Origin of the sequence: Pontibacillus chungwhensis (assembly GCF_030166655.1) — a bacterium.
Lineage (GTDB): Bacteria > Bacillota > Bacilli > Bacillales > BH030062 > Pontibacillus.
On sequence record NZ_CP126446.1, the window covers coordinates 2676381 to 2699980 of the forward strand.

General features: G+C 41.9%; 23 protein-coding genes. 6 read left to right on the top strand and 17 right to left on the bottom strand.

Features of this window, described 5'->3' with window-relative positions:
* Nucleotides 1–22: 22 nt before the first annotated feature.
* From paaX to QNI29_RS14000, 13 genes are all read right to left on the bottom strand, one after another.
* Nucleotides 23–904 carry a phenylacetic acid degradation operon negative regulatory protein PaaX gene (gene paaX / locus QNI29_RS13940; RefSeq protein ID WP_231417110.1) on the bottom strand — a complete coding sequence of 294 codons (882 nt, stop codon included), beginning with the start codon at nt 902–904 and terminating at the stop codon, nt 23–25.
* 120 nt (nt 905–1024) lie between these two features.
* Complete coding sequence (locus QNI29_RS13945) at nt 1025–1801, bottom strand: enoyl-CoA hydratase-related protein (RefSeq protein WP_231417111.1); 777 nt, start codon at nt 1799–1801, stop codon at nt 1025–1027.
* Between the two features lie 12 nt (nt 1802–1813).
* Complete coding sequence (locus QNI29_RS13950) at nt 1814–3013, bottom strand: thiolase family protein (protein ID WP_231417112.1); 1200 nt, start codon at nt 3011–3013, stop codon at nt 1814–1816.
* Nucleotides 3010–3876 (bottom strand): 3-hydroxyacyl-CoA dehydrogenase, encoded by an 867-nt coding sequence (locus QNI29_RS13955; RefSeq protein ID WP_231417113.1) that lies wholly within the window; start codon nt 3874–3876, stop codon nt 3010–3012. The genes QNI29_RS13950 and QNI29_RS13955 overlap by 4 nt, the downstream gene beginning before the upstream one ends.
* 88 nt (nt 3877–3964) lie before the next feature.
* Nucleotides 3965–5485 (bottom strand): aldehyde dehydrogenase family protein, encoded by a 1521-nt coding sequence (locus QNI29_RS13960; protein WP_231417114.1) that lies wholly within the window; start codon nt 5483–5485, stop codon nt 3965–3967.
* A gap of 19 nt (nt 5486–5504) precedes the next feature.
* Nucleotides 5505–6278: an enoyl-CoA hydratase-related protein gene (locus QNI29_RS13965; RefSeq protein WP_231417115.1), complete on the bottom strand. Its 774-nt coding sequence runs from the start codon at nt 6276–6278 to the stop codon at nt 5505–5507.
* 8 nt (nt 6279–6286) lie between these two features.
* On the bottom strand, nt 6287–7063 hold the full coding sequence (locus QNI29_RS13970; RefSeq protein ID WP_231417116.1) for an enoyl-CoA hydratase/isomerase family protein: 777 nt from the start codon (nt 7061–7063) through the stop codon (nt 6287–6289).
* On the bottom strand, nt 7056–7364 hold the full coding sequence (locus QNI29_RS13975) for an EthD family reductase (RefSeq protein ID WP_207527652.1): 309 nt from the start codon (nt 7362–7364) through the stop codon (nt 7056–7058). The genes QNI29_RS13970 and QNI29_RS13975 overlap by 8 nt, the downstream gene beginning before the upstream one ends.
* 26 nt (nt 7365–7390) lie before the next feature.
* Nucleotides 7391–7876, bottom strand: a complete 486-nt coding sequence (gene paaD / locus QNI29_RS13980; RefSeq protein ID WP_231417117.1) for a 1,2-phenylacetyl-CoA epoxidase subunit PaaD — start codon at nt 7874–7876, stop codon at nt 7391–7393.
* Between the two features lie 27 nt (nt 7877–7903).
* Nucleotides 7904–8716, bottom strand: a complete 813-nt coding sequence (paaC, locus tag QNI29_RS13985) for a 1,2-phenylacetyl-CoA epoxidase subunit PaaC (RefSeq protein ID WP_231417593.1) — start codon at nt 8714–8716, stop codon at nt 7904–7906.
* Nucleotides 8716–9066 carry a 1,2-phenylacetyl-CoA epoxidase subunit PaaB gene (gene paaB, locus QNI29_RS13990; protein ID WP_231417118.1) on the bottom strand — a complete coding sequence of 117 codons (351 nt, stop codon included), beginning with the start codon at nt 9064–9066 and terminating at the stop codon, nt 8716–8718. The genes paaC and paaB overlap by 1 nt, the downstream gene beginning before the upstream one ends.
* Before the next feature lie 15 nt (nt 9067–9081).
* Entirely contained in the window at nt 9082–10050 is a 969-nt protein-coding gene (gene paaA, locus QNI29_RS13995; RefSeq protein ID WP_231417119.1) for a 1,2-phenylacetyl-CoA epoxidase subunit PaaA, read from the bottom strand.
* Between the two features lie 362 nt (nt 10051–10412).
* Nucleotides 10413–11027, bottom strand: a complete 615-nt coding sequence (locus QNI29_RS14000; RefSeq protein WP_284526496.1) for a hypothetical protein — start codon at nt 11025–11027, stop codon at nt 10413–10415.
* Nucleotides 11028–11158: 131 nt separating this feature from the next.
* Here QNI29_RS14000 and QNI29_RS14005 point away from each other — a divergent pair, with 131 nt between their 5' ends.
* Together QNI29_RS14005 and QNI29_RS14010 are read left to right on the top strand one after the other, a co-directional pair.
* Entirely contained in the window at nt 11159–12349 is a 1191-nt protein-coding gene (locus tag QNI29_RS14005; protein ID WP_231417121.1) for a M14 family metallopeptidase, read from the top strand.
* Between the two features lie 204 nt (nt 12350–12553).
* Nucleotides 12554–13969, top strand: coding sequence for a hypothetical protein (locus QNI29_RS14010; RefSeq protein WP_284526497.1), 1416 nt, complete (start codon nt 12554–12556; stop codon nt 13967–13969).
* Nucleotides 13970–14046: 77 nt separating this feature from the next.
* On the opposite strand, the gene QNI29_RS14015 is transcribed toward QNI29_RS14010, so the two are convergent.
* Nucleotides 14047–14769 carry a DUF421 domain-containing protein gene (locus QNI29_RS14015; protein ID WP_231417123.1) on the bottom strand — a complete coding sequence of 241 codons (723 nt, stop codon included), beginning with the start codon at nt 14767–14769 and terminating at the stop codon, nt 14047–14049.
* Nucleotides 14770–14987: 218 nt separating this feature from the next.
* Between QNI29_RS14015 and QNI29_RS14020 the strand changes: the two genes are divergently transcribed.
* The 3 genes from QNI29_RS14020 to QNI29_RS14030 are packed head-to-tail and all read left to right on the top strand — an operon-like array spanning nt 14988 to nt 18821.
* Entirely contained in the window at nt 14988–16547 is a 1560-nt protein-coding gene (locus QNI29_RS14020) for a spore germination protein (protein ID WP_231417124.1), read from the top strand.
* 16 nt (nt 16548–16563) lie between these two features.
* A complete protein-coding gene (locus tag QNI29_RS14025; protein WP_231417125.1) occupies nt 16564–17655 on the top strand; it encodes a GerAB/ArcD/ProY family transporter in 1092 nt (363 codons plus the stop codon).
* Nucleotides 17652–18821 (top strand): Ger(x)C family spore germination protein, encoded by a 1170-nt coding sequence (locus QNI29_RS14030; RefSeq protein WP_231417126.1) that lies wholly within the window; start codon nt 17652–17654, stop codon nt 18819–18821. The genes QNI29_RS14025 and QNI29_RS14030 overlap by 4 nt, the downstream gene beginning before the upstream one ends.
* Before the next feature lie 35 nt (nt 18822–18856).
* On the opposite strand, the gene QNI29_RS14035 is transcribed toward QNI29_RS14030, so the two are convergent.
* Nucleotides 18857–19846 (bottom strand): sodium:calcium antiporter, encoded by a 990-nt coding sequence (locus tag QNI29_RS14035; RefSeq protein WP_231417127.1) that lies wholly within the window; start codon nt 19844–19846, stop codon nt 18857–18859.
* A 144-nt stretch (nt 19847–19990) separates the two neighbouring features.
* Here QNI29_RS14035 and QNI29_RS14040 point away from each other — a divergent pair, with 144 nt between their 5' ends.
* Nucleotides 19991–21184: a cation:proton antiporter gene (locus tag QNI29_RS14040; RefSeq protein ID WP_231417128.1), complete on the top strand. Its 1194-nt coding sequence runs from the start codon at nt 19991–19993 to the stop codon at nt 21182–21184.
* A 104-nt stretch (nt 21185–21288) separates the two neighbouring features.
* Here QNI29_RS14040 and QNI29_RS14045 read toward each other — a convergent pair whose 3' ends face one another.
* On the bottom strand, nt 21289–22584 hold the full coding sequence (locus QNI29_RS14045; RefSeq protein ID WP_231417129.1) for a dihydrolipoamide acetyltransferase family protein: 1296 nt from the start codon (nt 22582–22584) through the stop codon (nt 21289–21291).
* A 20-nt stretch (nt 22585–22604) separates the two neighbouring features.
* Nucleotides 22605–23588 carry an alpha-ketoacid dehydrogenase subunit beta gene (locus QNI29_RS14050; RefSeq protein WP_231417130.1) on the bottom strand — a complete coding sequence of 328 codons (984 nt, stop codon included), beginning with the start codon at nt 23586–23588 and terminating at the stop codon, nt 22605–22607.
* Nucleotides 23589–23600 lie beyond the last annotated feature (12 nt).

The following is a 23600-nucleotide window of genomic DNA, read 5'->3' on the forward strand; positions in this document are numbered from 1 at the left end:
TCTAGAGAAAGCTGTGTTTCTTTTACTCTTTATCAAGCATAAGCGGATGGGACAGAACGTCGTATTCTTTATCCTTTAACGTCATTTCATTCCCGTCAGCAAAGACTTGTTCGAAGAATCGATTCGCTGGTTCAGCTAGCTCCTTATAGTAATCACTGAAAAGCGATCCCGCATAACTTCCAAACCACTTCTGAGGTAAGAGTTCTTCTGGTAAACCAGGATCGATAAATAAAAACTTCCTATATTCGTGGACAAGCTTCGTTCGTTCCACAAAGCATTCAGCATCACTCATAGCCCCACTTTTAATTTTGTTCTTATCAATAATGAACTTCTGGCTGTAATGGGCAATAAACTCATTGTATTTCTCATTAATCTGTTGGATGTCCCAGCTATTCTCAACAAGACGCCAATTCTCATGAGGGCCATCGTAAGAAGCAACGAAAAAGTCGACATACTCTTCGATTTCATATTTCTTGATAAGAGCATACACCTTATCTTCTAACTGATTAGGCGAGATCCACAGGCTGTTGGTCATTGTGCCAAAACCACTCCACACGAGTTCTTTCCGTAGCTCGTCTCTTAAATTCCGTTTTTCTTCCGGAATGGTGTAGAAAAGCATCCTCCATTTGCCGTCCCAAGTTTCAGGATTTAATTTGAAGATACGATTTCCCGCTTCTTCCATTCGTTTTAAACCAATCTCTGTAAGGGAGTAATAACTTTTATTCCCTTGCTTTTCCCCCTCAAGCCATCCTTGTTTACTCATTCGAGAAATGGCCGCTCGAACCGCCTGCTCATTATGACCAAATTCTTTCAGCAAACGAATTAAGCTGCCAATCCAGATTTTATTCCCGTAGTGTCGTATATAATCCCCATATAAGGTAAAGATCATTGACCTAGTATTCATCCCCGTAACACCCTTTATCTCTCTTATTTCATTGAATTCAGAAAACTATCACGATTATATCATGAATATGGAAAAAGGCACATAAATTGAGGACAATTGACTCTTAAGATCTTTCACAGATTACTTACCTGTAAAGTGAGGAGCACGTTTGTCACGAAAAGCCTCTAAAGCTTCTAAGCGATCTGAAGTAGGAATGGTTATTTCATAGGCCTTCGACTCAATGGCGAGCCCAGTCCCAAGATCAACTTCTGCCCCTTTATTAATAGCATACTTCGCTTGTTGGACTGCTACTGGCCCATTAGAAAGGAGTAAAGAGGCTAAACGTTCACAACGACCGATTAAATGTTCCCGCTCTACAACCTCCATTAAAAGTCCATATTCATAGGCCTCTTGTGAGGTTAACTTTTTGGCCGTTAGGATTAACTCTTTTGCCTTCATATCTCCAATAAGGCGCGGAAGACGCTGCGTTCCTCCAGCTCCTGGAATGATGCCCCAACTTGTTTCTGTTAATCCCATTTTGGTATCTGCTACAGCATACCGGAAGTCACAGGCAAGCATAAGCTCAAATCCTCCACCGAATGCATATCCGTTAATCGCCGCAATGGTAGGCTGAGGAAGGTCAGCGATTGATTGAAAAACATCGCCAATCTTTTTCACATTTCGGCGTACTTCAGCTTCCGTGAGAGTCCTCCGCTCTTTTAAGTCCGCCCCTGCACTAAAGGCTTTCTCCCCTTCTCCTGTAAAGATGATTACCCGTGCTTTTGGATCTACATGTAAGGATTCTACCACTTCTCCAAGTTGGTGTAACATCGCAAAGTTAAAGCAATTTAGCGCATCCGGCCTCGCTAGTGTGACGTATGCGATATGGTCTTTGATCTCACATTTGATTCCGCTCATACCGATCCCTCCTTATACATTCTCTACAATCGTCGCAATTCCCTGGCCTACTCCTACACACATCGTGGCGAGACCGAGTTCTGCATTTGTCTTTTTCATTTCATGAATAAGTGTTGTTAGAATTCGTGCTCCGCTTGCCCCAAGAGGATGACCAAACGCGATGGCACCGCCATTTACATTGACTCGTTCAGGCAATAACTCCAGTTGCTTCATACACTCAAGTGACTGAGAGGCAAAGGCTTCATTTAATTCTACTAAACCAATATCAGAAGAAGTTAGGCCAGCCCGGCTCAATGCTTTTTTAGTTGCATAGATCGGCCCTAGGCCCATAATACGTGGCTCAAGACCTGCTGTGGCGGAGACCCTATATTTAACCAGAGGTTTAAGCCCAAGTTCTTTGGCTTTCTCAGCACTCATGAGCAGAAGAGCAGAAGCACCATCATTGATACCAGAGGCATTCCCTGCTGTAATCGTACCATTTGGAAAGAGCGGCTTAAGGGAGTTTAGTTTCTCCAGCGTAGTCGTCGGACGTGGGTGCTCATCTGTATCCACTACGATCTCGTTGCCTTTTCGATCATGATAAGCTACCGGTACGATTTCTTGCTGAAACCGCCCTGACTCCATAGCCTCTTTTGCCTTTTGCTGGCTCGAAAATGCGAACGCATCCTGCTCTTCTCGGGTAACGCCGAATTCTTTAGCGACGTTTTCAGCGGTTTCAGGCATACTATCTGTCCCATATTGCTCAGCAAGACGTGAGTTAACAAATCGCCAACCGATTGTGGTATCAAACATTTCACGATTGCCACGTGCGTATGAAGTTTCTGGTTTCCCCATTACATATGGGGCTCTGGTCATGCTTTCTGTTCCACCAGCAATGAAAATGTCACCCTCACCCGCCAAAATGGCACGTGCTGCATAGTTTACAGCATCGAGACCCGAACCACACAACCGGTTTAGCGTAGTCCCCCCTACCTCTACAGGAAGGCCAGCAAGTAAAGCCGACATGCGAGCTACATTCCGATTCTCTTCCCCTGCTCCATTTGCGTTTCCAAATACTACTTCTTCAATGCCTTTTGTATCTAACCTTTTGTTCCGTTCAAGAAGCGCCTTAATGACAATCGCACCAAGATCATCGGGACGTATGTCCTTCAATGCTCCTTTATATCTTCCTATCGGTGTCCGGACGGCATCTACTATGACCACCTCTGTCATACAAGCTCACCATCCTTTGAGTAATCATACACACCGCGTCCGGTTTTACGTCCCAGTCGTCCGGCGCTAACGTATTGCTCAAGAAGCGGAGCCGGACGATATTTCTCCCCTAACTTTTCGTGTAAATACTTCAAATTATTTAAACGGGCATCAAGGCCGACGAGATCTCCAAGTTCAAAAGGTCCCATCGGGTAATTTAAACCTAATTTAATGGCTTTATCGATTTCTTCAGGACTCCCTACCCCTTCTTGCAACATATAAAAGGCTTCATTTCCGACAAGGGCACTTATCCGACTTGTAACAAATCCGGGGAATTCATTCACGACTACTGTTTCTTTCCCCATCCGCTGAGCGACACCTTGAATGACTTCAGCTGTTTCATCTGAAGTTTCAAGTCCTCTTATAATTTCAACAAGGGGCATTTTGTGAACAGGGTTAAAGAAATGCATGGCGATTACTCTTGTTGGCCTATTTGTAAAAGAAGCGATTTCAGTTGGACTCATTGTGCTTGTATTCGTTGCAAAATAACAACTCTTTGTGGCATAGGCATCAGCTGTTTCGAAAACCTTTCGTTTAATCTCGGCCTTCTCAGGTACAGCCTCAATCAAAAGGTCCGCTCCAGAAGCCGCTTCTTCTAAAGAGGCAGAGAAATGAAGGTGGGCTCTTGCTTCATCACTCTCATCTTGACTTAATTTCCCACGCTTAACACCTTTTTGAAAGATCGTATCCAACTCACCTTTAGCAGCCTCTAGCTGTTCCTCTTGTATATCAACAAGTGTTGTCTGAAATCCTCCACACGCACTGACGTACGCAATGCCGCGCCCCATCACACCTGAACCTACAACAACTACTGATTTAACCATTATGTAGACCTCCTAGCATTTTTTATTGGTCATTGATAAAAGAAAAGAATGCGATACGCATTAATCTATGCGCTCGCATTCTTGAACCTTATTCTACACCGAGTGGATTTAACGGACGGTTGCCGTAGTAGGAAAGAATGCTCTTCGTTTCCGTATAAAGATCAAGTGTTTCGGTGCTCAACTCTCGGCCAAAGCCAGACTGCTTATACCCTCCAAATGGTGTTCCTGGAAAAGCAGAGAAAGGACAATTCACCATCACTATGCCGGCTTTAATGCCATTGGCAACACGTGTAGCTTTGCCATGGTCTTTCGTCCAAATCGCAGACCCAAGACCATATTCACTATCGTTTGCTAACTTCAGAACTTCTTTCTCGTCGCTAAATTTCATCGCGACCACGACCGGTCCGAAAATTTCTTCCTTTACTGCTTTCATATCATGCGTAACATCAGCGATAACAGTTGGTTCATACCAGTGACCATTTTCAAACCCTTCAACTTTTGCTTCTTGTCCACCAGCTAGAATGGTCGCTCCGTCTTCTTTCGCTGATTGAACATACCCATCAATACTTTCGACCTGGTCACGGCTAATAATAGAGCCAATGTGTGTTCCTTTGTCCATTGGGTTCCCTAAAGCAAGGCGCTTCGTTTTAGCTACGAATTTCTCCATGAACTCATCATAAATATCTTCGTGAATGTACATACGTGAACGAGCTTCACAAGATTGACCAGTATTATAGAAGATTCCAAATAACGAACCGTCAACGGCTGCATCTAGATCCGCATCATTAAACACGATATTAGGCGATTTCCCACCAAGTTCAAGCGTGACGCGCTTAAGAGTTTGAGAAGCTTTCCCCATAATGTCTTTCCCAATTGGAGTAGATCCGGTGAACGCAACTTTATCGATGCCTTTATGCTCAACAAGGAAGTTGCCAATTTCAGAACCAGATCCAGGAAGTACGTTTACTACCCCTTCAGGGACTCCAGCTTCCGTACAGATCTCAGCCATAACAAGTGCTGTTAATGGCGTTAAAGAAGCGGGTTTCACAATAACGCTACATCCAGCTGCAATCGCCGGAGCAATCTTCCAAGCAGCCATCATCATCGGATAGTTCCAAGGAATAATCTGAGCACACACACCTACTGGTTCTTTCTCGGTATAGTTGTGGAACTGACCCGGAACCGGATTTACTTCGCCTTTATGACCGACAATAGCACCAGCATAAAATTCAAAATCTTCGATTGCTTGCATAACCTGGCCCTGAGCAGCTGCAATGGTTTTTCCGCTATTTAACACTTCAAGTTCTACAAGTTCATTGAAACGTGAACGCATAATACCAGCAATTTTGTTAAGGGTTCTAGAACGTTTCCCAACAGGGAACTTCTTCCACTTCCCATAATCAAAAGCATTTCGAGCTGCCTCAACAGCACGTTCAGCATCTTCAGTCGTTGCTTTAGCCACAGTTGCTAACGGCTCGCCTGTAGCAGGGTTATATGTAGTAAAGGTTTCACCTGATGTTGAATCAACCCGTTCACCGTTAATAATCATTGAGTAGTGATCACGTTTCATTGCCATTTGTTCCATTTTAGTTTCTTGTGCAGTTGCCATTTGATCCACTCCTTTTATGTTATTGACCTTGGAATTCAGGTTTTCGTTTGTCTAGAAAGGCTTGAACACCTTCGTGATGATCTTTCGTCAGGCCTGCAATTCGCTGCCCGTATGCTTCTCTTTCAAGATAATCATGAAGCTCCATTTGCCAGCTTGCCTTTAAAGATCGTTTAATTAATCCGATTGCCTTCGTTGGCATAGACGCTAAACGCTCAGCAAATGAGGTTACGCTTATTTCCCATTCCTCTAGGGGTATAACTTTTGTAACTAGATGAAGCTCTTGCGCTTGTTGAGCAGAGATTTTCTCACCTAGAATCGCTAATTCTAATGCTTTGGCATGACCGACGATCTTTGGTAGGTTAAAAAGGTTCCCTGCATCTGGTATGAGTCCGACGTGTATAAATGCTTCTATGAAGCTTGCTTTTTCAGAAGCTAATCGAAAATCACACGCTAACGCAAGACTAAATCCCGCCCCAGCTGCTACCCCATTTACAGCGGCAATTATCGGCTTTTCACAACGATCAATTTCTTTCACCATCGGGCCATAACTATTTCGCAAGACCTCCCCGTGATCCATCGAGTCATCGACTCCACTTAAATCTTGACCCGAACAAAATGCACGACCGGCACCAGTGATGACAATCGTACGAACATCCTCATCTGACGAAGCTTGCTTAACCGCTTTTCTCACATCATGGTTTAATTCATGCGTAAAGGCATTTAGTTTATCAGGCCGATTGAGGGTAATCGTTGCAACGCCGTTTTGAACTTCATAAAGAATGGTATCGCCCATTCTTTCACCTACTTCCCTCTAAATTGAGGACTTCGTTTCTCCATGAACGCATTCATGCCCTCTTTTTGATCCTCAGATGAAAATAATAAATAAAAGTTTTTTCGTTCAAACTTCATCCCCTCATCAAGAGGATAATCTACCGCTTTATCGACTGCTTCTTTAATCAATCGAACAGCTATTGGAGGCTGCTTCGCTACGGTTTTAGCGAATTTCATTGTTTCTTCTAATAAAAGTTCTGGTGCAATTAAGCGATTCACAATTCCAAAGTGAAGGGCTTCCTGCGCCGACATTTTTTCCCCTGTGAGGAGCCACTCTAATGCTTTTCTTTTCCCCATAATTTTCGTTAATTGTTGCGTCCCACCTGCTCCTGGCATCACCCCAAGGTTCACCTCAGGGAATCCAAATTGAGCTGAATCTGTTGTAAACAAAAGATCACACGCTAGCGCTAGCTCAAATCCACCACCGAGGGCAAAGCCATTTACAGCACCAATAACAGGTTTCTTTAAAGCTAACAGCCGATCCCATTCTGAGAACTGATCTAACAGTTCTAAATCAATCGGGGAGTCCCCTGCCATTTCATTGATATCAGCGCCCGCCGCAAAGGCTCTTCCTTTCCCTGTTAAAACCATTGCACCAATTTCAGGATCCCGGTCATAAGAGGTCATGACTTCAACGAGTTCACTTACCATTGGGCGGTTAATCGCGTTTAACACCTCTGGCCGATTCAATTCAATAAGCGCTACGCCATCTATTACTGTAGCCTCAAGGAACTGAAGATTACGCATCGACTTCCTCACCTATCATCATGGTTACTAATTCTCCCGCAAAGCCCATTACGTCTTTTCCAGAGGCTTTCGCTTCATCCGTTTTCATAGCTTCCTTCAATGCTTCATGGCTGTCATAGTACATTTCACACATTAGATAGTATTTGCCTTCTCCACCCATCGGACTGCCAACGATCTTTGTTACTTTCATGTCACGCAGACCAGGGATTTTTGCTGTAATGGGACTGTGTGTATTCCAATAATGCTCATCAAATGCTTCCTTATCTTCCGGGTGTTTGTATAACGCGATCATCTTAACCATGTTTCCCACTCCTTTTACTTTTTTCCTTACATTGTTGAGACTGGCTTCATCGCTTCAAATGGGTTTTTGCAAGATTTGCAGTAAAGAATGCTTCTGCAAGCGGTTGGGCCGAAGATGTTGTCCATTGTCGTATACGTTGATCCGCAATAAGGACAATCCACGTGCCATTCACCTGTTGTTTCCACTTGAGTAGGTGGAGGTGCAATGCCGAACTCTTTTAGTCGTTCTCTGCCTTGTTCCGTAATCCGATCAGAAGTCCATGGCGGACTATAGATGAACTTCACTTGAACCGTTTGGATTCCTTCAACTTTTAAGAGCTCTTCTCTTACATTTTTCTCAATAATCTCAAGAGCTGGACACCCCATAAACGTTGGCAGTAAAGCAACATAAGCGTTATGATCAGCTACCTCCACGTGCTCCACCATACCTAAATCGATAATGCTTACAGAATCAATCTCAGGATCTTTCACGTTTTCTAACGACTTTTCCACTGATTGTAATACTAGTGTCATAGACTTCCCCCCTCTTGATGATATGGTTTACCAGATTGCTGCAGGGTCTTGTCGATAAACTGCGCTGAGCGTTTCAATTGCAGTGTTCAGATCTTCTGTATGAGTAAGAGCTCGCCCATCTCCTCGTTTCATTTGAGGTTCAAGATTCACTTGGATATTACACGAATCCATCATAGACTCAATCTCATTCATCCAGCGCTTTCTAAGTAGCGCCTCCCCTTCAATCAGCCCTGCTTGCGCCATTTGTTCAGCTTGTGGTCCAAGCGTTAAAACGCCGTCCATATCTTCAAGCACTTTTGACACCGCTTCAAGCATTCTTTCTTGCGCTTCACCTGGAATCGTAATAAGTTGCTTAAACCAAGTCTTCCAGTGCATAAGGTGGTAGTAAAGTTCTGTATTAACCTTAATCGCTACATGAGAAAGGGGCTCGTAAGACGATTGCTGCAAGGAATCTGTGCGAATCTTTTTAGCTTGTGTATAGAAGTAATGACGAACTACTGCGAATGCCCAGTCATAACGAGGCTCCTCTAAATAATGACCAGGTCCATTTACTTCTTCTAATAGAATCGCATTGCGTCTTTCTTCTGGCATTCTTCCATGGGCAAGGTCGTTGGCAATTCCTGCATCAAGGTCTTCAAGCAATTGATAATACATCGTCGCATGCCCCATCGTATCCTGACTGATGGATGAAAAGGCAACATCTTCTTCAATATGAGGGGCAAGTCCAAGCCATTCTGACCCTCTGTAAGCCACAATAAAATCATCATCGGCCAATTGGAACAGAAGTTCTCTTAGAGCTTCTTCATGCCCATTCGCTTTCACATCCTCCAATGTTTTCATCACTTGTCATCCCCTCCCCACGAAAGAATTTCCTTCTCATCTAACATGCCTTGCTCCTTATCTCGCCACTTTTTCTTTAAGTAGCCGTACCCCTTCGTATTGCGATATTCTTTGTTATCCAAACGTTGTAACGCCTCGCGCTCTTCCTGGTTAAACATCCGTATGTCTGAGCGCTTCACAACCCAAATATCAACTACTGGCTCACGACGCATAAAGTTTTCCTGCGCCATCACTACTGCCAGTTCATGATTTGGAGCCAGAAGACTAAACTGATGTTGAAATGGTGATTTAAATGTTCGTTTACTGAAGACTTCAAATTCTTGATAAAATTCTCTTCCTAGGTCCCCCACTTCATTTCCTCCTTCTTATATCGCTTCATTAGATGGGCTTAACGCCTCACGTACCCATGCATTGTTCTCATAAGAAAGTTGGCGTAAGCGAAGGCGTTCTTTCGACTTTGGTCCGTTATTTCGGACGATTTCTTTAAATTCATTCCAGTCGGGCTGCTTATAAATCCATAGTTCCTTCTCTTTATCGTAATGCATGGTCGGATCTGGTAACTCAAGACCGAGCGACAATACACGCGGAATATATTTCGTGAAAAAGTCTTGTCTTAACTGTTCGTTGGTTTTGGTTCGAATCTTGTATTTCATCGTTGTGTCTTGCTTTGATGATCCTGTCGTCTCAGCTGCAGCAGGTCCAAAGAACATAAGAAGGGAGTCCCACCAGCGATTTAAGGAATCTTGTATAAGCGCTTTTTGTTCTTCTGTCCCTTCAGCAAGCGCCATAATAATAGCTTCCCCGTGCTGCGCATGGAAGACTTCTTCTGCACAAATTCGTTGCAATGCTCGGGCATATGGTCCGTAGGATGCTTTCAACATATTGGTTTGAGTGATTATGGCGGCTCCATCTACTAGCCAACCAATCAGACCTGCATCCCCCCATGTAGGAGCTGGCATATGGAATACGTTATGGAATTTAAGACGACCTGAGAATAAGTCCTGCATAATGTCCTCACGGTTTTTCCCATACGGCTTCATTAGGTCTTCTGCTACTCGTAATAGGAGCTGCCCGTGTCCCATTTCATCTTGTACTTTCGCCATAATCCCAAGCTTTCTTCTTAGTGTCGGGGCCTTCGGTACCCATTCTTTCTCTGGTAGAGCCCCCATTATTTCACTAATACCGTGCATGGAAATTAATTTGATCAACGTCATTCTGTATTCTTCCGGCATCCAGTCTTCTGCTTCGATTTTCTCTCCCGCTTCAATTCTTTCCATGAAGTGAGCATGCTTTTCTTCATCGGACAATCGTTCAAAAGCTGTTATCGTTGTCATTTCAAATCCTCCTTTATCGTTACGTTTGCGTCACATAGGTGATGAAAAGAGCGCTTTATACCTTCTGAACCAATTACATTTAAAAGGCATTCTCACTTTATAAAAGCGCTTACAATAAACTTTTAAAAAAACATCAAATATGTCTATTTGATTATATGACGAAATTTTATCGATATCCAAAACTTCTGTAATACTATTTACAACAAACATACAGTTAAAATAGATAACTGTCAATATATTTATCAGAAAATTTTAAATATAATCAAATCCTCACACGTCTTATTCTGCTTTCCTCCATATAACCCAAAAGCATTAAATAAGCGACAAGCATTTTATACTTGTCGCATTTCTAGGAAAGATTATCATTCAACCTCCCCTTTATTCGTTACATATAACGTACATTTATGAGTCACCATCATGAAAAGAGATGATCCGATAAGGTCTACTTTAGGATGAAATAAAACCGTATCGAGAGCTGATAGTGGAACTCCTTCAGGGAGACAATAAGCCGTTGCAAAAGAAGTTTCTGGAATAAATAAGGCCACTAGAATCAGTATACCGCAAGCAGGGGTTACAGCCAATAAGCTCCATTTCATGTAGTGAGGGTTAGGTTTTGAGAGTCCAATAAAGAAAGGACGCCATGCATCTATAGATAATCCTAAAAGGATCCAATGGACTATTGGCCCCGAAAAGATTTCCATACCAGTGAAAAAAGCAGCATGTTGAAGGGTAAGTATAATGGAGAATAAAACTAATGACACAAGAGAAGTCCAGGCCATTTTTTGTGGGATGAACGGAGTTAAACTATATAAAAACAGCGATGGTACTACAAAATATAGAAAGCTTACAAGAATCATATGAAAAGGAACAGAAAGGATCATTTGCTCGCTATAGAAGAAGACTAGTGAAATAATCATAGAACTAAAGAAAGCCAACCCTTTTAAAGAATAAAAGAAGGAAAGTCTCAGTTGAATCACCTACTTTCCTTCCCATATTACGTTTTCGAGCTTGCCACTATACGTCTTCTTTTTCCTTCTATTTATAAAAACTTCTTTTGAAAAGATTATTCTCATACACTGTAATGATGTTTGCCTAAGGAGGTTTTCGTATGGATGTAACGGTGCGACAAGGGGATTCTCTCTGGTACTATAGCCAATTGTTTTCTCTTCCTTTTCAGCTGATTGTGGACTCTAATCGTGAAATCAATCCTAGTCAGCTTTTTATAGGTCAGTCTATTAAGATTCCTGGCTTTGTAACAACAAATGTCTCGATTTCAAGGGGGGATTCCCTGTGGTTGATCGCCCAGCAAAGTGGCTTACCGGTAGATGCGATTTTAGTAACGAACCCTGGTGTGACTCCAACCACACTTCAGATTGGTCAGGTCATTCGGGTACCTGTGCGAGTTACCTGGCGAGTCGTAAATGGCAAAGAAAATTATACGTATGAGAAAATGATCGAAGACATTAACCAGCTTGTAGCGATCTACCCATTTGTGATCAACGAATCAATCGGAAGCTCTGTTATGGGGAAAACACTCCCAGAACTTAGAATTGGGAGAGGCTCTAAACGCCTTCATATGAATGGCTCCTTTCATGCAAATGAATGGATTACAACTCCAATTATAATGCGGTTCTTAAATGAATATCTCGTATCTCTAACAAATTTCGGACAGATACGCGGACTGAACATGCTCCCCTTCTACGACCTTACTTCGTTATCCACCGTACCGATGGTCGATCCTGATGGGGTGAACTTAGTCATTAAAGGCTTACCTGAAGAGGAGCCTTACCGGTCTAACGTATTGGACATTAACGGAGGAAATACTGATTTCTCTACGTGGAAGGCTAATATTCGAGGTGTTGATCTGAACAATAACTACCCTGCCAATTGGGAAATTGAAGCAGAGCGGAAAGAACAACAACCCTCCCCCTTCAATTACCCTGGCCCATCTCCATTATCAGAACCCGAATCCATTGCTATGGCGGATTTGACCTATGCTCGAGACTTTGCCCGCATCCTAACCTTTCACACTCAAGGTGAAGTTATTTTCTGGGGGTATGAAAACTTAGAACCACCTGAAGCTGAAGTCATTGTGGAGGAATTTGCACGCGTAAGCGGGTACCGACCTATTAGAGAAGTAGACAGCTACGCAGGTTATAGGGATTGGTATATTCAAGAATACCAAAGACCTGGCTATACCATTGAACTTGGAAAAGGCATAAGCCCTCTACCCCTTACCCAATTTGACGAAATCTATCAAGAAACACTCGGAATCTTCCTCGCCAACCTTTACATGTAAACCCTTTATCGCGTTAAAGACTTACTTGGTGTCAGACACCCTTCTCCGCACTAAAGCAATGAAGGGTGTCTGACACGCTTTTTCTCTCTAAAGCAGGGACGCAAGCTTGACGAAAGCCTTTACAATGCACTTTGGGGGATATTTTTAGGTTCTTGTGTTACGATATGAAAGCTAGAACTTCGGAGTTAGATTGGAGCTTTCATAATGATACATTTCGCTAAAAGAGGCTATACACTCTTTATTAGTTTATATGCCATTATGCACTTTTTTGTCTATTTCATTGGTGGCGAACTACCCTCGACCTTACTCTCACTGGCCGGATTGGCAGCGTTTATGTTGGGGTATTTCTTCTTGCCTGTTAAGCAGGCATCCATTTCCTTGTTACTTTTGAGTATCGCTCTTATTATTCATTTTACAGCAGGGACATCCTTAATCGATGGGATCATATCAGGATTTGGCGTTATGAGCGGACTTATCGCGCTTTTACTCATTGTACCTATGATTAGTTGGGTATTAGAGGAGAAGCCTTATATTGAGTCTGTTATAAACTTTGCCCAAAACCTTCTGAATACGAGTCGTAAATTTTACTTTGGGATGATGGTTATCACCCAAATTATCTCTTATTTCCTTTTGTTCGGATCGATTCCGATGGTGTATGGGATGGTAAACGACTTCCTTAGTAACCAAAAAGGCGAGGCCTGGGAGAATTATAAAGGAACTGCCATGTTAAGAGCTTTTTCTCTTACAACGATGTGGGTGGTAAGCATACCAAGCTTCATCTTTGCAGTCGATGCACTTGGAGCTTCTTTATCCTTATCAATCTTACAAGGTTTTGTCCTTTCTCTTGCTGGCATTTTCTTATCCGTCCTTTTCTCTTATTATCAAGAGCGCCATTACGGAGTTGATTTAACTGCAGGAATACAAGAAGAGTTGAGGAAGATCGCAGAGAATAAAAAAGATGAAACAAAAGGAAACCGTGATGTTTACGAATTCGCCTTTTTATTCATCTCATTATTCGGATCCATTTTCCTTCTTAATGCGTTGTGGTCTGCCGAACTGCTCTTAATTATTCCAATCGTCATCGTATTTTGGGTACTGCTCTACTTTTTTATTCGCAGGAAACCAGGAGCCATCCTCAAAAATGCCAAAACCTATGTACGTAAAGATATCCCTAATAAAGGACAGCAGTTCTCTATTCTTTTGGCAGCTGGCTTTTTGATTAACTCCGTAAATCAATCAGGATATGGGAAGTATATAGTTGATGGAATCTTCTACCTTACAGATGCCGTACCATTCCTGAACTTCTTATGGGTCTTACCATTTGTAGTGATTATTCTGGGCTTTATTGGTCTTGGTCCTTTGACGGTTATTGTATTAGTGTCAGGAATCTTGCAGGGCGTGGATTTACCTTATCCACCTGAGATTATCGTCCTTGGGATCACGTCTGGAAGCGTCATTTCCATTATGCTTTCCCCACTCATACTCCCATCGATTATATTGAGTTCCGTGAATCGCCTAAGTATCATTAAAAATGGTCTATTGTTCAATTACAAATACGCCATTGCTTTTTACTTTATGGTACAAATTTATTTACAACTATTTATCGTTCTATTCTTGTGAGAGTGAACCTGATCAGGTTCACTCTCTTTTTCTACTCGATCGCTTCGCCAGTAATTAGAGTGAGAACCCTTCATTAACTAATGTTCTATAGGAGGAAGATCGTCTACCTTTGAGTCTTTTAATGAAAACATACAAACCCCGCGGGAAGTCATCGCCCCATAGAACACCCGACTTTCATGGGGGATGTTCTGCTGATTTAATTGTTTCCGGATCCATTCCTTCTCTTTCCCCATTCTCCTGAGGATGTCCATTTGAATCACACCATCTAAAATAACAGGTACCTCGTAGTCATTTCCTGTCCTCATTATATGTAACTCTTCACGGGTTGGAGGTTCCATTAACGGTTTTCGTTTTACCGATAGACGTCCATTTGGTTCTACTATTGCTAGTTCCACTTCTGAAGTTTGGAAGACTCCCTGCTCTCTCAGCATTTGCAATACGTTATCAATAGAGTACTGTATCCGCTTTAGGTTTGTTCGCTTCCACTCCCCCTTATATATCACAATGGTAGGTTCAAATGTTAACCATTTTCCAATCTTTCTCTTCTTTAATTTTATGAACACAATCACCTTTTGAAGAATCGCAATTACAACGATTGCCACGACAGTGTGAATGTGTTGAATGTTTGGGTCCGCAATATCAGCACCCACAACTGATCCAAGCACAAGAACCGTTAAAAAATCAATTACAGGAAGTTCTCCAATTGATCGCTTCCCCATATATAACCCAATCGCTAACATGAGAGGCAATATCGTAACAATTCTTCCCATAACCTTTAGGGAATCCATCATGATTTCCATTTCGTTCACTCCTCATCATTTATAGAACAAGTTCTAAATCGGATGCATAATCCATCACCAAAATATCTCATAATAAACAAAAGGTGATAAAGATGAAAATCATTGTTGATCATTTACCAAGTATATCCGTTTTAATAGGTGCTTTATTCGCCTGGGGGGTCCCATTTACCATCAGGCGCTTTGTCATTTGGCTACAAAAAGAGTAAAAGGAGTCATCTATGAGAAAGTATCTGAATCGATTACTCTTCCAACATACGAATCGGAATACAGACAACGCTTCGGTTTCGTCTGAAGAATCTCCCCTTCAAGAAGAGCGACTCACCGGAGAATTATCAAACGATATCAAAACCCTACAATCCTTACTAGGAAATAGTTTTGACTTAAAAATCGTCCAGTTTACATGTGAGCCTTACAAATATGAGGGTGCTTTTTTATTTATTGAGGAGTTAACGGAGACCCTTGTTATACATGAACAGCTAAAGGCGGTAAGAAGTTTAAGCGAAACAACCTTCCTATCTGATTTGAGCCCGGAAATCATGCGCAAAGAAGTCTTAACCATTAGTGAGTCCGCTATTGTAGACACACTTCATCAGTGTATATCCAATTTACTCCTTGGAAACACACTTATTCTTTCTCATTCCTTCGGCGACGGCATCATCTTAAATTCAAGGAAAATGCCTCAACGAACGATCCAACCTCCCTCATCTGAATCGGTAGTACGAGGGCCGAGAGATGGTTTCGTAGAGACGCTCCTTCTGAATATAGGTCTTGTTCGAAAGAGGTTAAAAGATCCTGACTTACAGTTAGATTATTTTAAAGTTGGAGAACGGTCTAAGACAGATGTTGTTGTCATGTCTATTAATGGATTAACAAACCCTTCTATTGTAGAAGATGTGAAGAACAGGCTCAATAAAATTGACATAGACAGCGTGCAAGAATCAGGGGTGATCGAACAGTTAATTGAGGAGAACTCCTTGTCTCCCTTCCCTCAAGTGCAAGTTACAGAAAGGCCAGATACCGTTGCTGGCTCTTTAGCAGAAGGAAGAGTCGCGATTATCGTAGATCATACACCATTTGTGTTAATTGCACCGCTTACCATCAATTCTTTTTACCAGAGTGCTGAAGACTATTATGAACGATGGATCTATTCTTCTCTTATACGTATCTTACGAATTGGGGCAGCAATCATTGCCTTATGTCTTCCGGCCCTTTACGTTGCGTTGATCTCCTATCACCAGGGTCTTATTCCTACTGATCTCGTTATTTCATTAGCCGGAAGTCGGGAAGGGGTTCCGTTTCCTTCCATTGTAGAAGCTCTCTTAATGGAAGTGACGATTGAAATCTTAAGGGAAGCAGGGATACGGCTGCCTAATCCAGTTGGACAAGCCGTTGGAATTGTTGGAGGTCTTGTTATAGGCGAATCTGCCGTCTCAGCAGGTCTTGTAAGCCCAATGATGGTAATTGTGGTTGCTCTTACAGCGATTTCTTCTTTCGCACTGCCTCAATACTATGTAGGGGTATCGTTACGAATACTTCGATTCCCCCTTATGGTCTCAGCAGCTCTACTTGGGTTATATGGGATCGTCATTGCCCTTATCCTATTATCGATTCACCTTATCCGGTTAAAAAGTTTCGGCGTTTATTATTTGGAACCACTCGTTCCATACACCCCTAGCGGTTGGAAGGATATGTTTATACGAACCCGGACAAAACGTCTTATTTATCGGCCAGAGATGCTAAACCCTGAAGATAAGAAAAGGATGGGGACAAAAAACTAAGGGAGGAGGATGATTCATGAAGTCAGTGTTGAATACAGCAGGCCTCTCTCAAAATCAAGTGACGGTAGGGATTTGCCTGACTGTACTCGGGGTAGGCATGATTACGTTACCTCGAGAAGTATTCACAGCTGCCGGTATTGCTTCAGGATGGGTCAGTGTCCTTATAACAGGAGCTTTAGCAATAGGGGTTACCTTTTTGTTAGTCACACTAAACAATCGATATCCTGGGGCCACTTATTTCGAATATAATCGTCTAATCGTCGGAACCTGGGCCGGAGGTATCATCACGTTTCTCACTACAATATATTACTTAGCCTTTGCTGCATTTGAAGCACGAGCTATGGCGGAGCTTATACAAATGTTTATTTTAGACCGCACTCCCGTATCCTTTACGATTCTAATCTTTATCGGTACAGCCGTATACTTAGTATTGGGTGGATTATCAGCGGTATTTCGTTTATTTGAGCTCTATTTCCCTGCAATTATATTCTTCACCCTCCTTATTATGATTCTAAGCGCCAACCAATTTGAAGTGAACCACCTACGTCCTTTCTTCGAGGGATTCACCCCCATTGTGAAAGGACTGAGCGCTTCCATCTTATCTTTCGTTGGGATTGAAATCATTTTATACGTTCAAGCTCACATGAAGAACCCCAACCAAGTTAAAAAAGCGGTTGTTTACGGAATTGCAATCCCAACCTTCATGTATACACTTATCGTCATTATGGTAGGTGGCATCATGGGTGTTGGAGAAACCAAAACCCTTGTTTATCCTTTAATGGAGCTTGCTAAATCAATAGAAATTCGAAACTTCTTTTTTGAACGGTTTGAAACGTTTTTTATACCTCTTTGGATTTTGTCTATCTTTACAACAATGTCGGTTGTGGTTTATTTAGCTGCCCTCGGAATGAAGAAAGTTTTTCATATAAAAAGGGAAACGGCCGTTTTTACTGTTATCCCGATCATCTATATCTTAGCGATGACCCCAAAAGACATAAACGAAATGTTTACGATGGGAATTTGGATCGGATATAGTATGATTTTATTTGGCATTGTCATTCCGCTTCTCCTCTTGTTGATCTCGCTGATAAGGAGGCAGAGACAATGAGAGTATGCATGATTCTAATAGGTGCACTTCTTATTCTCACTGGTTGTTGGGACCATAGAGAGATTGAAGAACTAGGTATTGTGACAGGGGTTGCCATCGATCAGCCAGAGGACTCAGAGCAATCTCACATGCTGACCGTAACCAACCAGTATGTCTTACCTCAGTCCATCTCTTCACAAGTAAAAAGTGGAACATCAGGCAACAAGCCTTATGTAAACGAGACTGTAACCGCGCCATCTATTTTACAAACAATCCGGGAGCAATCTAAATTTGTTAGCCGCCCTCCCTATTACTATCATTTGAAATCTGTCGTGATTAGTAAGGAACTAGCAGAAAAGACTGATCTCTTAAAGTTAACCTATTTCTTTTACAGAGATCACGAAATAAGAAGAAGTGTCCAAGTTTTTCTATCGGACGAGAAGGCTAGAGACCTGTTTACTATAGCTCCAGAAGAAGATAAAGTACCATCCATATACTTAGATAAATTAACTCAGAACTACACTACAAAAACGGCGGAAATGGCTCCATCCCTTTCTCTTGGAGATATGTCTAAGTATTTCTCTCATGAGAAGAGTTTTATCATCCCATTGGCTTCTTTAAAGGAGAATGCCATCTATTTAAACGGCGGAGCCATCGTTGATGCTACTTCTAAAAAAATGGTGGGCATTCTCACAAAAAACGAAACCAGAACCTATAACTGGATTACTGAGAAATCCCAAGGTGGAGTGATCGAGGTATACGGAGTAGACCATGATCAAAAACATCCCTTCACCTATGAAATAAAAAAGATGAAAAGCAAGGTTACCCCCACTTACAGGAACGGGCAACTCACTTATGACATTCGTCTTTCTTACCAGGGTAAACTAGGAGAAGACTGGAGCTATCAATCCAACCAGTTCAACCAAGGTTATGTGGAACAACAAGAGAAGGCTATTGAAGAAAAACTATATTCTATTGTTGTAGAATCTCTTCAAAAAGCCCAGCAAGAACACGGAGTTGATTATTATGAATTTATGGAGCCCTTTCGAATAAAGTACCCAAAGGAATGGTATAAATTAAAAGACAATTGGAATTCAGTTTTCAGTAAAGCAACCTTTAACGTGGATGTTTCCGTTTTAGTCGAACACTATCAGGATGTCGGCCGAAAGCTTCCATTCACCCCATAAAAAGAGGTCTACTCAACTTGAGCAGACCTCTTTTTTTATTTCATTTGATAAACCATAAACGTAGCTACCACATAAAGACCAATAATTAAGAGCGGCGGAACCACATATAAGGAGGTTGACCGCTCTTTCTTTCTCGTAATGCTGTAAAGAATTACGAAGACAACTACAATGGAAGAAGCACTTGTCACGATATTAGAAGGGCTAGCGTGAGCAAACAAATTATTATCGAAATAGATCACATCCGTAAAGGAAAGAAGCATAATATTAAATGCATTACTTCCTAGCAATGAACTAACACCCATACTGTAATTCCTTAATTTCAGAGCTGTAATAACACTGACAGCATCGGGAAGTGAAGTACTAGCGCCAACGAGGAAAGAACCCACGAAAGAAGAACCTAATCCTGTTATGTCGGCGATCTTGTCTGCTGTTATCGTTAATACGGACCCTACTATCATGATCGCTACAGCACACAACGTAAATCGCACTACGATTTGCTTATACGTATAATGGCCATATTTCTCATTCTTTCGACTTCTCCTTTGTACCTTTTCTTCAGTTTTTTGATTAATCCAACGCACCCCAATAATATAGACCAATACCAGGATAATGGAAAAAAGGCCGATGTGATAAATTTGTGCAGGTACTTTTATAACTAATCCCGCTATCACAACAAGCGTCATAAGTATTACAAGATAGCTGTATAATTTACTTCCTACATCCGTTTTCCCCATAATCTGTGTCTTTCGATAAATAATATCCAATACGGCTAACGCCAGTAAATTGAATAGGTTACTTCCTAAAAGATTTCCTATTGCTAAGTCAGGACTATCAATCGAAATCGCTGTCACACTTGCCGTCAATTCTGGCAAAGAAATAGCAGCACCAATTAAGATACCCATAAAGGAAGAGGATGTTTTGTTTTTTTCGCTTAACCCGTCCCCAAACATCGCAAGACGGCTGGCTACAAAATAAGCTAATATAGCTGATAAAATAAATAATCCAAAGGTTAAAAACTGACTCATTTTTCACTTCTCCTAAGTAAAGGATTCGACTTTTACCCATTCCCCTATAAGGGAAGCGTAAACTAGAATATTTTGCCCATCTTGAAAGATTGAAAGGGTAGTATAGTGGGAAATGATTTATATCTATTGTTTGGGGGTCTACATATGAATGCAACTCACATCATTCTTCTATTATTAATTGGCTACATCGTTTTCAGCCTTGATAAAAAACAAGAAAACATTCCTGTGCCACCTGTATTAGTGCTCATCGGGATCAGCCTCTCGTTTGTGCCTTATTTTGACTCAATTGCGATTACAGAAACGACTCTCTATGATATTTTCTTACCCGCTCTACTTTTCACATCCGCTTATCGGTATCCTCCAAAGGCCCTAAGAGAGCACGGCGGACTAATCGGAGCTTTAAGTACAGTCGGTCTACTTATAACAGCCGTTCTATTTGGATTGGTCATCTATTCTATAGGAGGGTTCTTCCTCCCCCTATCATTCATTGGCGCGATGGTCATAGCGTCCATTTTAACACCTACAGATCCAGTATCCGTCGTCTCTATTCTCAAACAGTCTGCTGACAACCCTAAGGTTGCTGATGTAGTGGAAGGAGAATCCATGATTAATGATGGAACGAGCATTGTACTGTTTACGTTCCTATCAGGTATGTATCTTCATCAAGAGGAACTTTCCGTTTCCTCGTTTATAAATGAATTTCTTCTGGTCTCGCTAGGTGGTGCATTGCTTGGAATCTTTTGTGGTTGGGCAGTGAGTAAAGCTGTGCACTTTACTCACCACAAGGAGTACCAGGTCATGCTAAGTATCATTCTGGCTTACGGTATTTTCCTTGTAGCTGAGCACATTGGAGTATCAGGCGTTCTGGCAACAGTGGGAGCAGGGATTATGTTGAGTTGGGAATTTGAGCATACGAACAAAGAAGATCATTACCGGGAATCATTAGATGGCTTTTGGGATATTGTAGAACCAACTATTCTATCCATCGTCTTTTTATTGATCGGAATTGAAGCTGCTAGTTATTTAGCGTTTAACTATTGGATATTATCGATCGTAATCTTTATAGCCTCCCTACTGATTCGGTATCTTGTCCTATTCGGAACCATCAAAATATTCCCAGCATGGAGGAAAGATATAAATGCAAAGGAAATTACAATCATGAGCTGGTCAGGTATTAGAGGAACAATGTCCGTCGTTCTCATTTTGGCCTTACAAGCAGAAAGCGGCAGCGGAGAGGCGGATTACCTTCTGTCCCTTTCTTTTTCAGTCGTGCTGATCTCACTCATCGTCCAGAGTCTTGGGATCTTCCCTTTAAGTCGCTCTCTTTTAAAAAAATGAATCTGAAATTGTAAATAAGATTTCTGTTACCGGTACATCCCTGTTCGTTTTTGTGAATATAAATCAAACCCCTCTGAGCTATGCGCTCAGAGGGGTTTTTTTGTTTAATAAACAGATGTATTATCTTTTGTCATATTTTCTAGTATCTCTTTTACGCGGGCAAGGAAGTTACCTGCTACGAGACCGTCTAACACACGATGATCAAGAGATAAACATAAGTTGACCATATCACGCGCTGCGAACATACCGTTCATAAAGACCGGCTTCTTCACAATTGATTCTACTTGAAGAATGGCCGCCTGTGGGTGATTGATTACTCCCATAGACTGAACAGAACCAAATGAGCCTGTATTATTAACCGTAAATGTACCACCTTGCATATCATCATTGGTTAACTTACCATTCCGTGCTTTTGTTGCAAGGTCCGTGATATCTTTCGCAATTCCTTTAATGCTTTTATCATCAGCATTTTTAATAACAGGAACAAACAATTCGTTCTCTTTCGCAACAGCAATGTTCAGGTTAATCGCTTTTCGTTGAATAATCTTATCGCCTGCCCATGTGCTATTCAGCTGCGGATATTCTTTTAACGCTTGAGCTACTGCTTTAACAAAGAATGAGAAGAATGTGAGACCAAAGCCTTCTTTGTTCTTGAAGTCTTCTTTCACAGCGTTTCTATACTCTACAAGGTTTGTGACGTCCACTTCAACCATCATCCAAGCATGAGGAATTTCAGTTTTGGATTTGACCATGTTTTGGGCAATTGCTTTTCGAACACCCGTTACAGGGATCTCAACATCTCCCTCGTTTGCTGTTGGCTGAGGTCCAGCAGATGGTTTAGGCGGTTGCTGCACAACAGGAGCTTCCTTCTCTTTAGGAGCAGATTTCGGTTCTTCTGCTTGTTTCTCTTCCTTAGGCGCTTCTTTTGGAAGATCCCCTGAAGCAATGACTTTCTCAATATCTTTCCGTGTAATACGTCCTCCACGGCCAGAACCTTGAACTTGATTTAAGTCAATGTCATTTTCCTGTGCCATACGCATAACAGCAGGTGAATACCGTTTCTTCATTGGTTGATCGGCATCGTCATCTGATGTACCAACCCCATCTTTCTCAACCGGCGCTTCAGGTTTTTTCTTTTCTTCTTCTTCTGCACCATCACCCTCTGTTTCGATGTAGCAAATTAAATTTCCTACTTCAATTGTCTCGCCTTCATCTGCAACAAGTTCAACAATTTTTCCGCTATAGGACGATGGCACTTCTGCATTCACTTTATCTGTCATGACTTCAGCGATCGGGTCATACTTCTCTACTGTGTCTCCTACTGAAACAAGCCAAGAACTAATGGTTCCTTCTGTTACACTCTCCCCGAGCTGAGGCATATTAATCTTTTCTTTAGCCAACTGAAAGCCCCTCCTTCATACTAGAATTCAGCAAGATCACGCATTGCTTTTTCCACTTTATCTGGGTTCATCATAAAGTATTTCTCCATTGGTGGTGAGTATGGCATAGACGGTACATCTGGACCTGCCAGACGTTTTACTGGGGCATCAAGATCGAATAAACAATTCTCTGAAACGATCGCAGACACCTCTCCAATAATGCTTCCCTCTTTATTATCTTCAGTTATTAAGAGCACTTTTCCAGTTTTCTTCGCAGCTTCAATAATGGCTTCTTGATCTAACGGATACACCGTGCGAAGATCTAAGATATGTGCATCAATTCCCTCTTCAGCGAGCTTCTCTGCTGCTTGAAGAGCAAAGTGGACACATAATCCGTACGTAATAACGGTGATATCTGATCCTTCGCGTTTTATATCCGCCTTCCCAATCGGAAGCGTGTAATCGTCTTCTGGGACTTCACCTTTAATTAAACGATACGCCCGTTTATGTTCAAAGAATAGAACAGGGTCATCATCACGAATAGCTGCTTTTAATAACCCCTTCACATCATAAGGAGTAGATGGCATAACAATTTTCAATCCTGGCTGATTCGCAAATACAGCTTCAACAGATTGTGAGTGATACAATGCTCCGTGAACACCGCCACCATAAGGAGCACGAATGGTCATTGGAACATTCCAATCGTTATTAGAGCGATATCGTGTTTTCGCTGCCTCAGAGATAATTTGGTTTACAGCAGGCATAATAAAATCAGCAAATTGCATTTCAGCAACAGGGCGCATCCCGTACATAGCTGCCCCGATCCCAACACCTGCAATGGCGGACTCAGCAAGAGGCGTATCGATTACGCGTGCCTCTCCGAACTTATCGTATAGACCATCTGTTGCGCGGAATACACCTCCACGTTTCCCAACATCTTCTCCTAACACAAATACTTTTTCATCGCGTTCCATTTCCTCATGCAACGCTTGTGTAACGGCTTGAATATAAGACATTACTGGCATATTCGTTTCCCC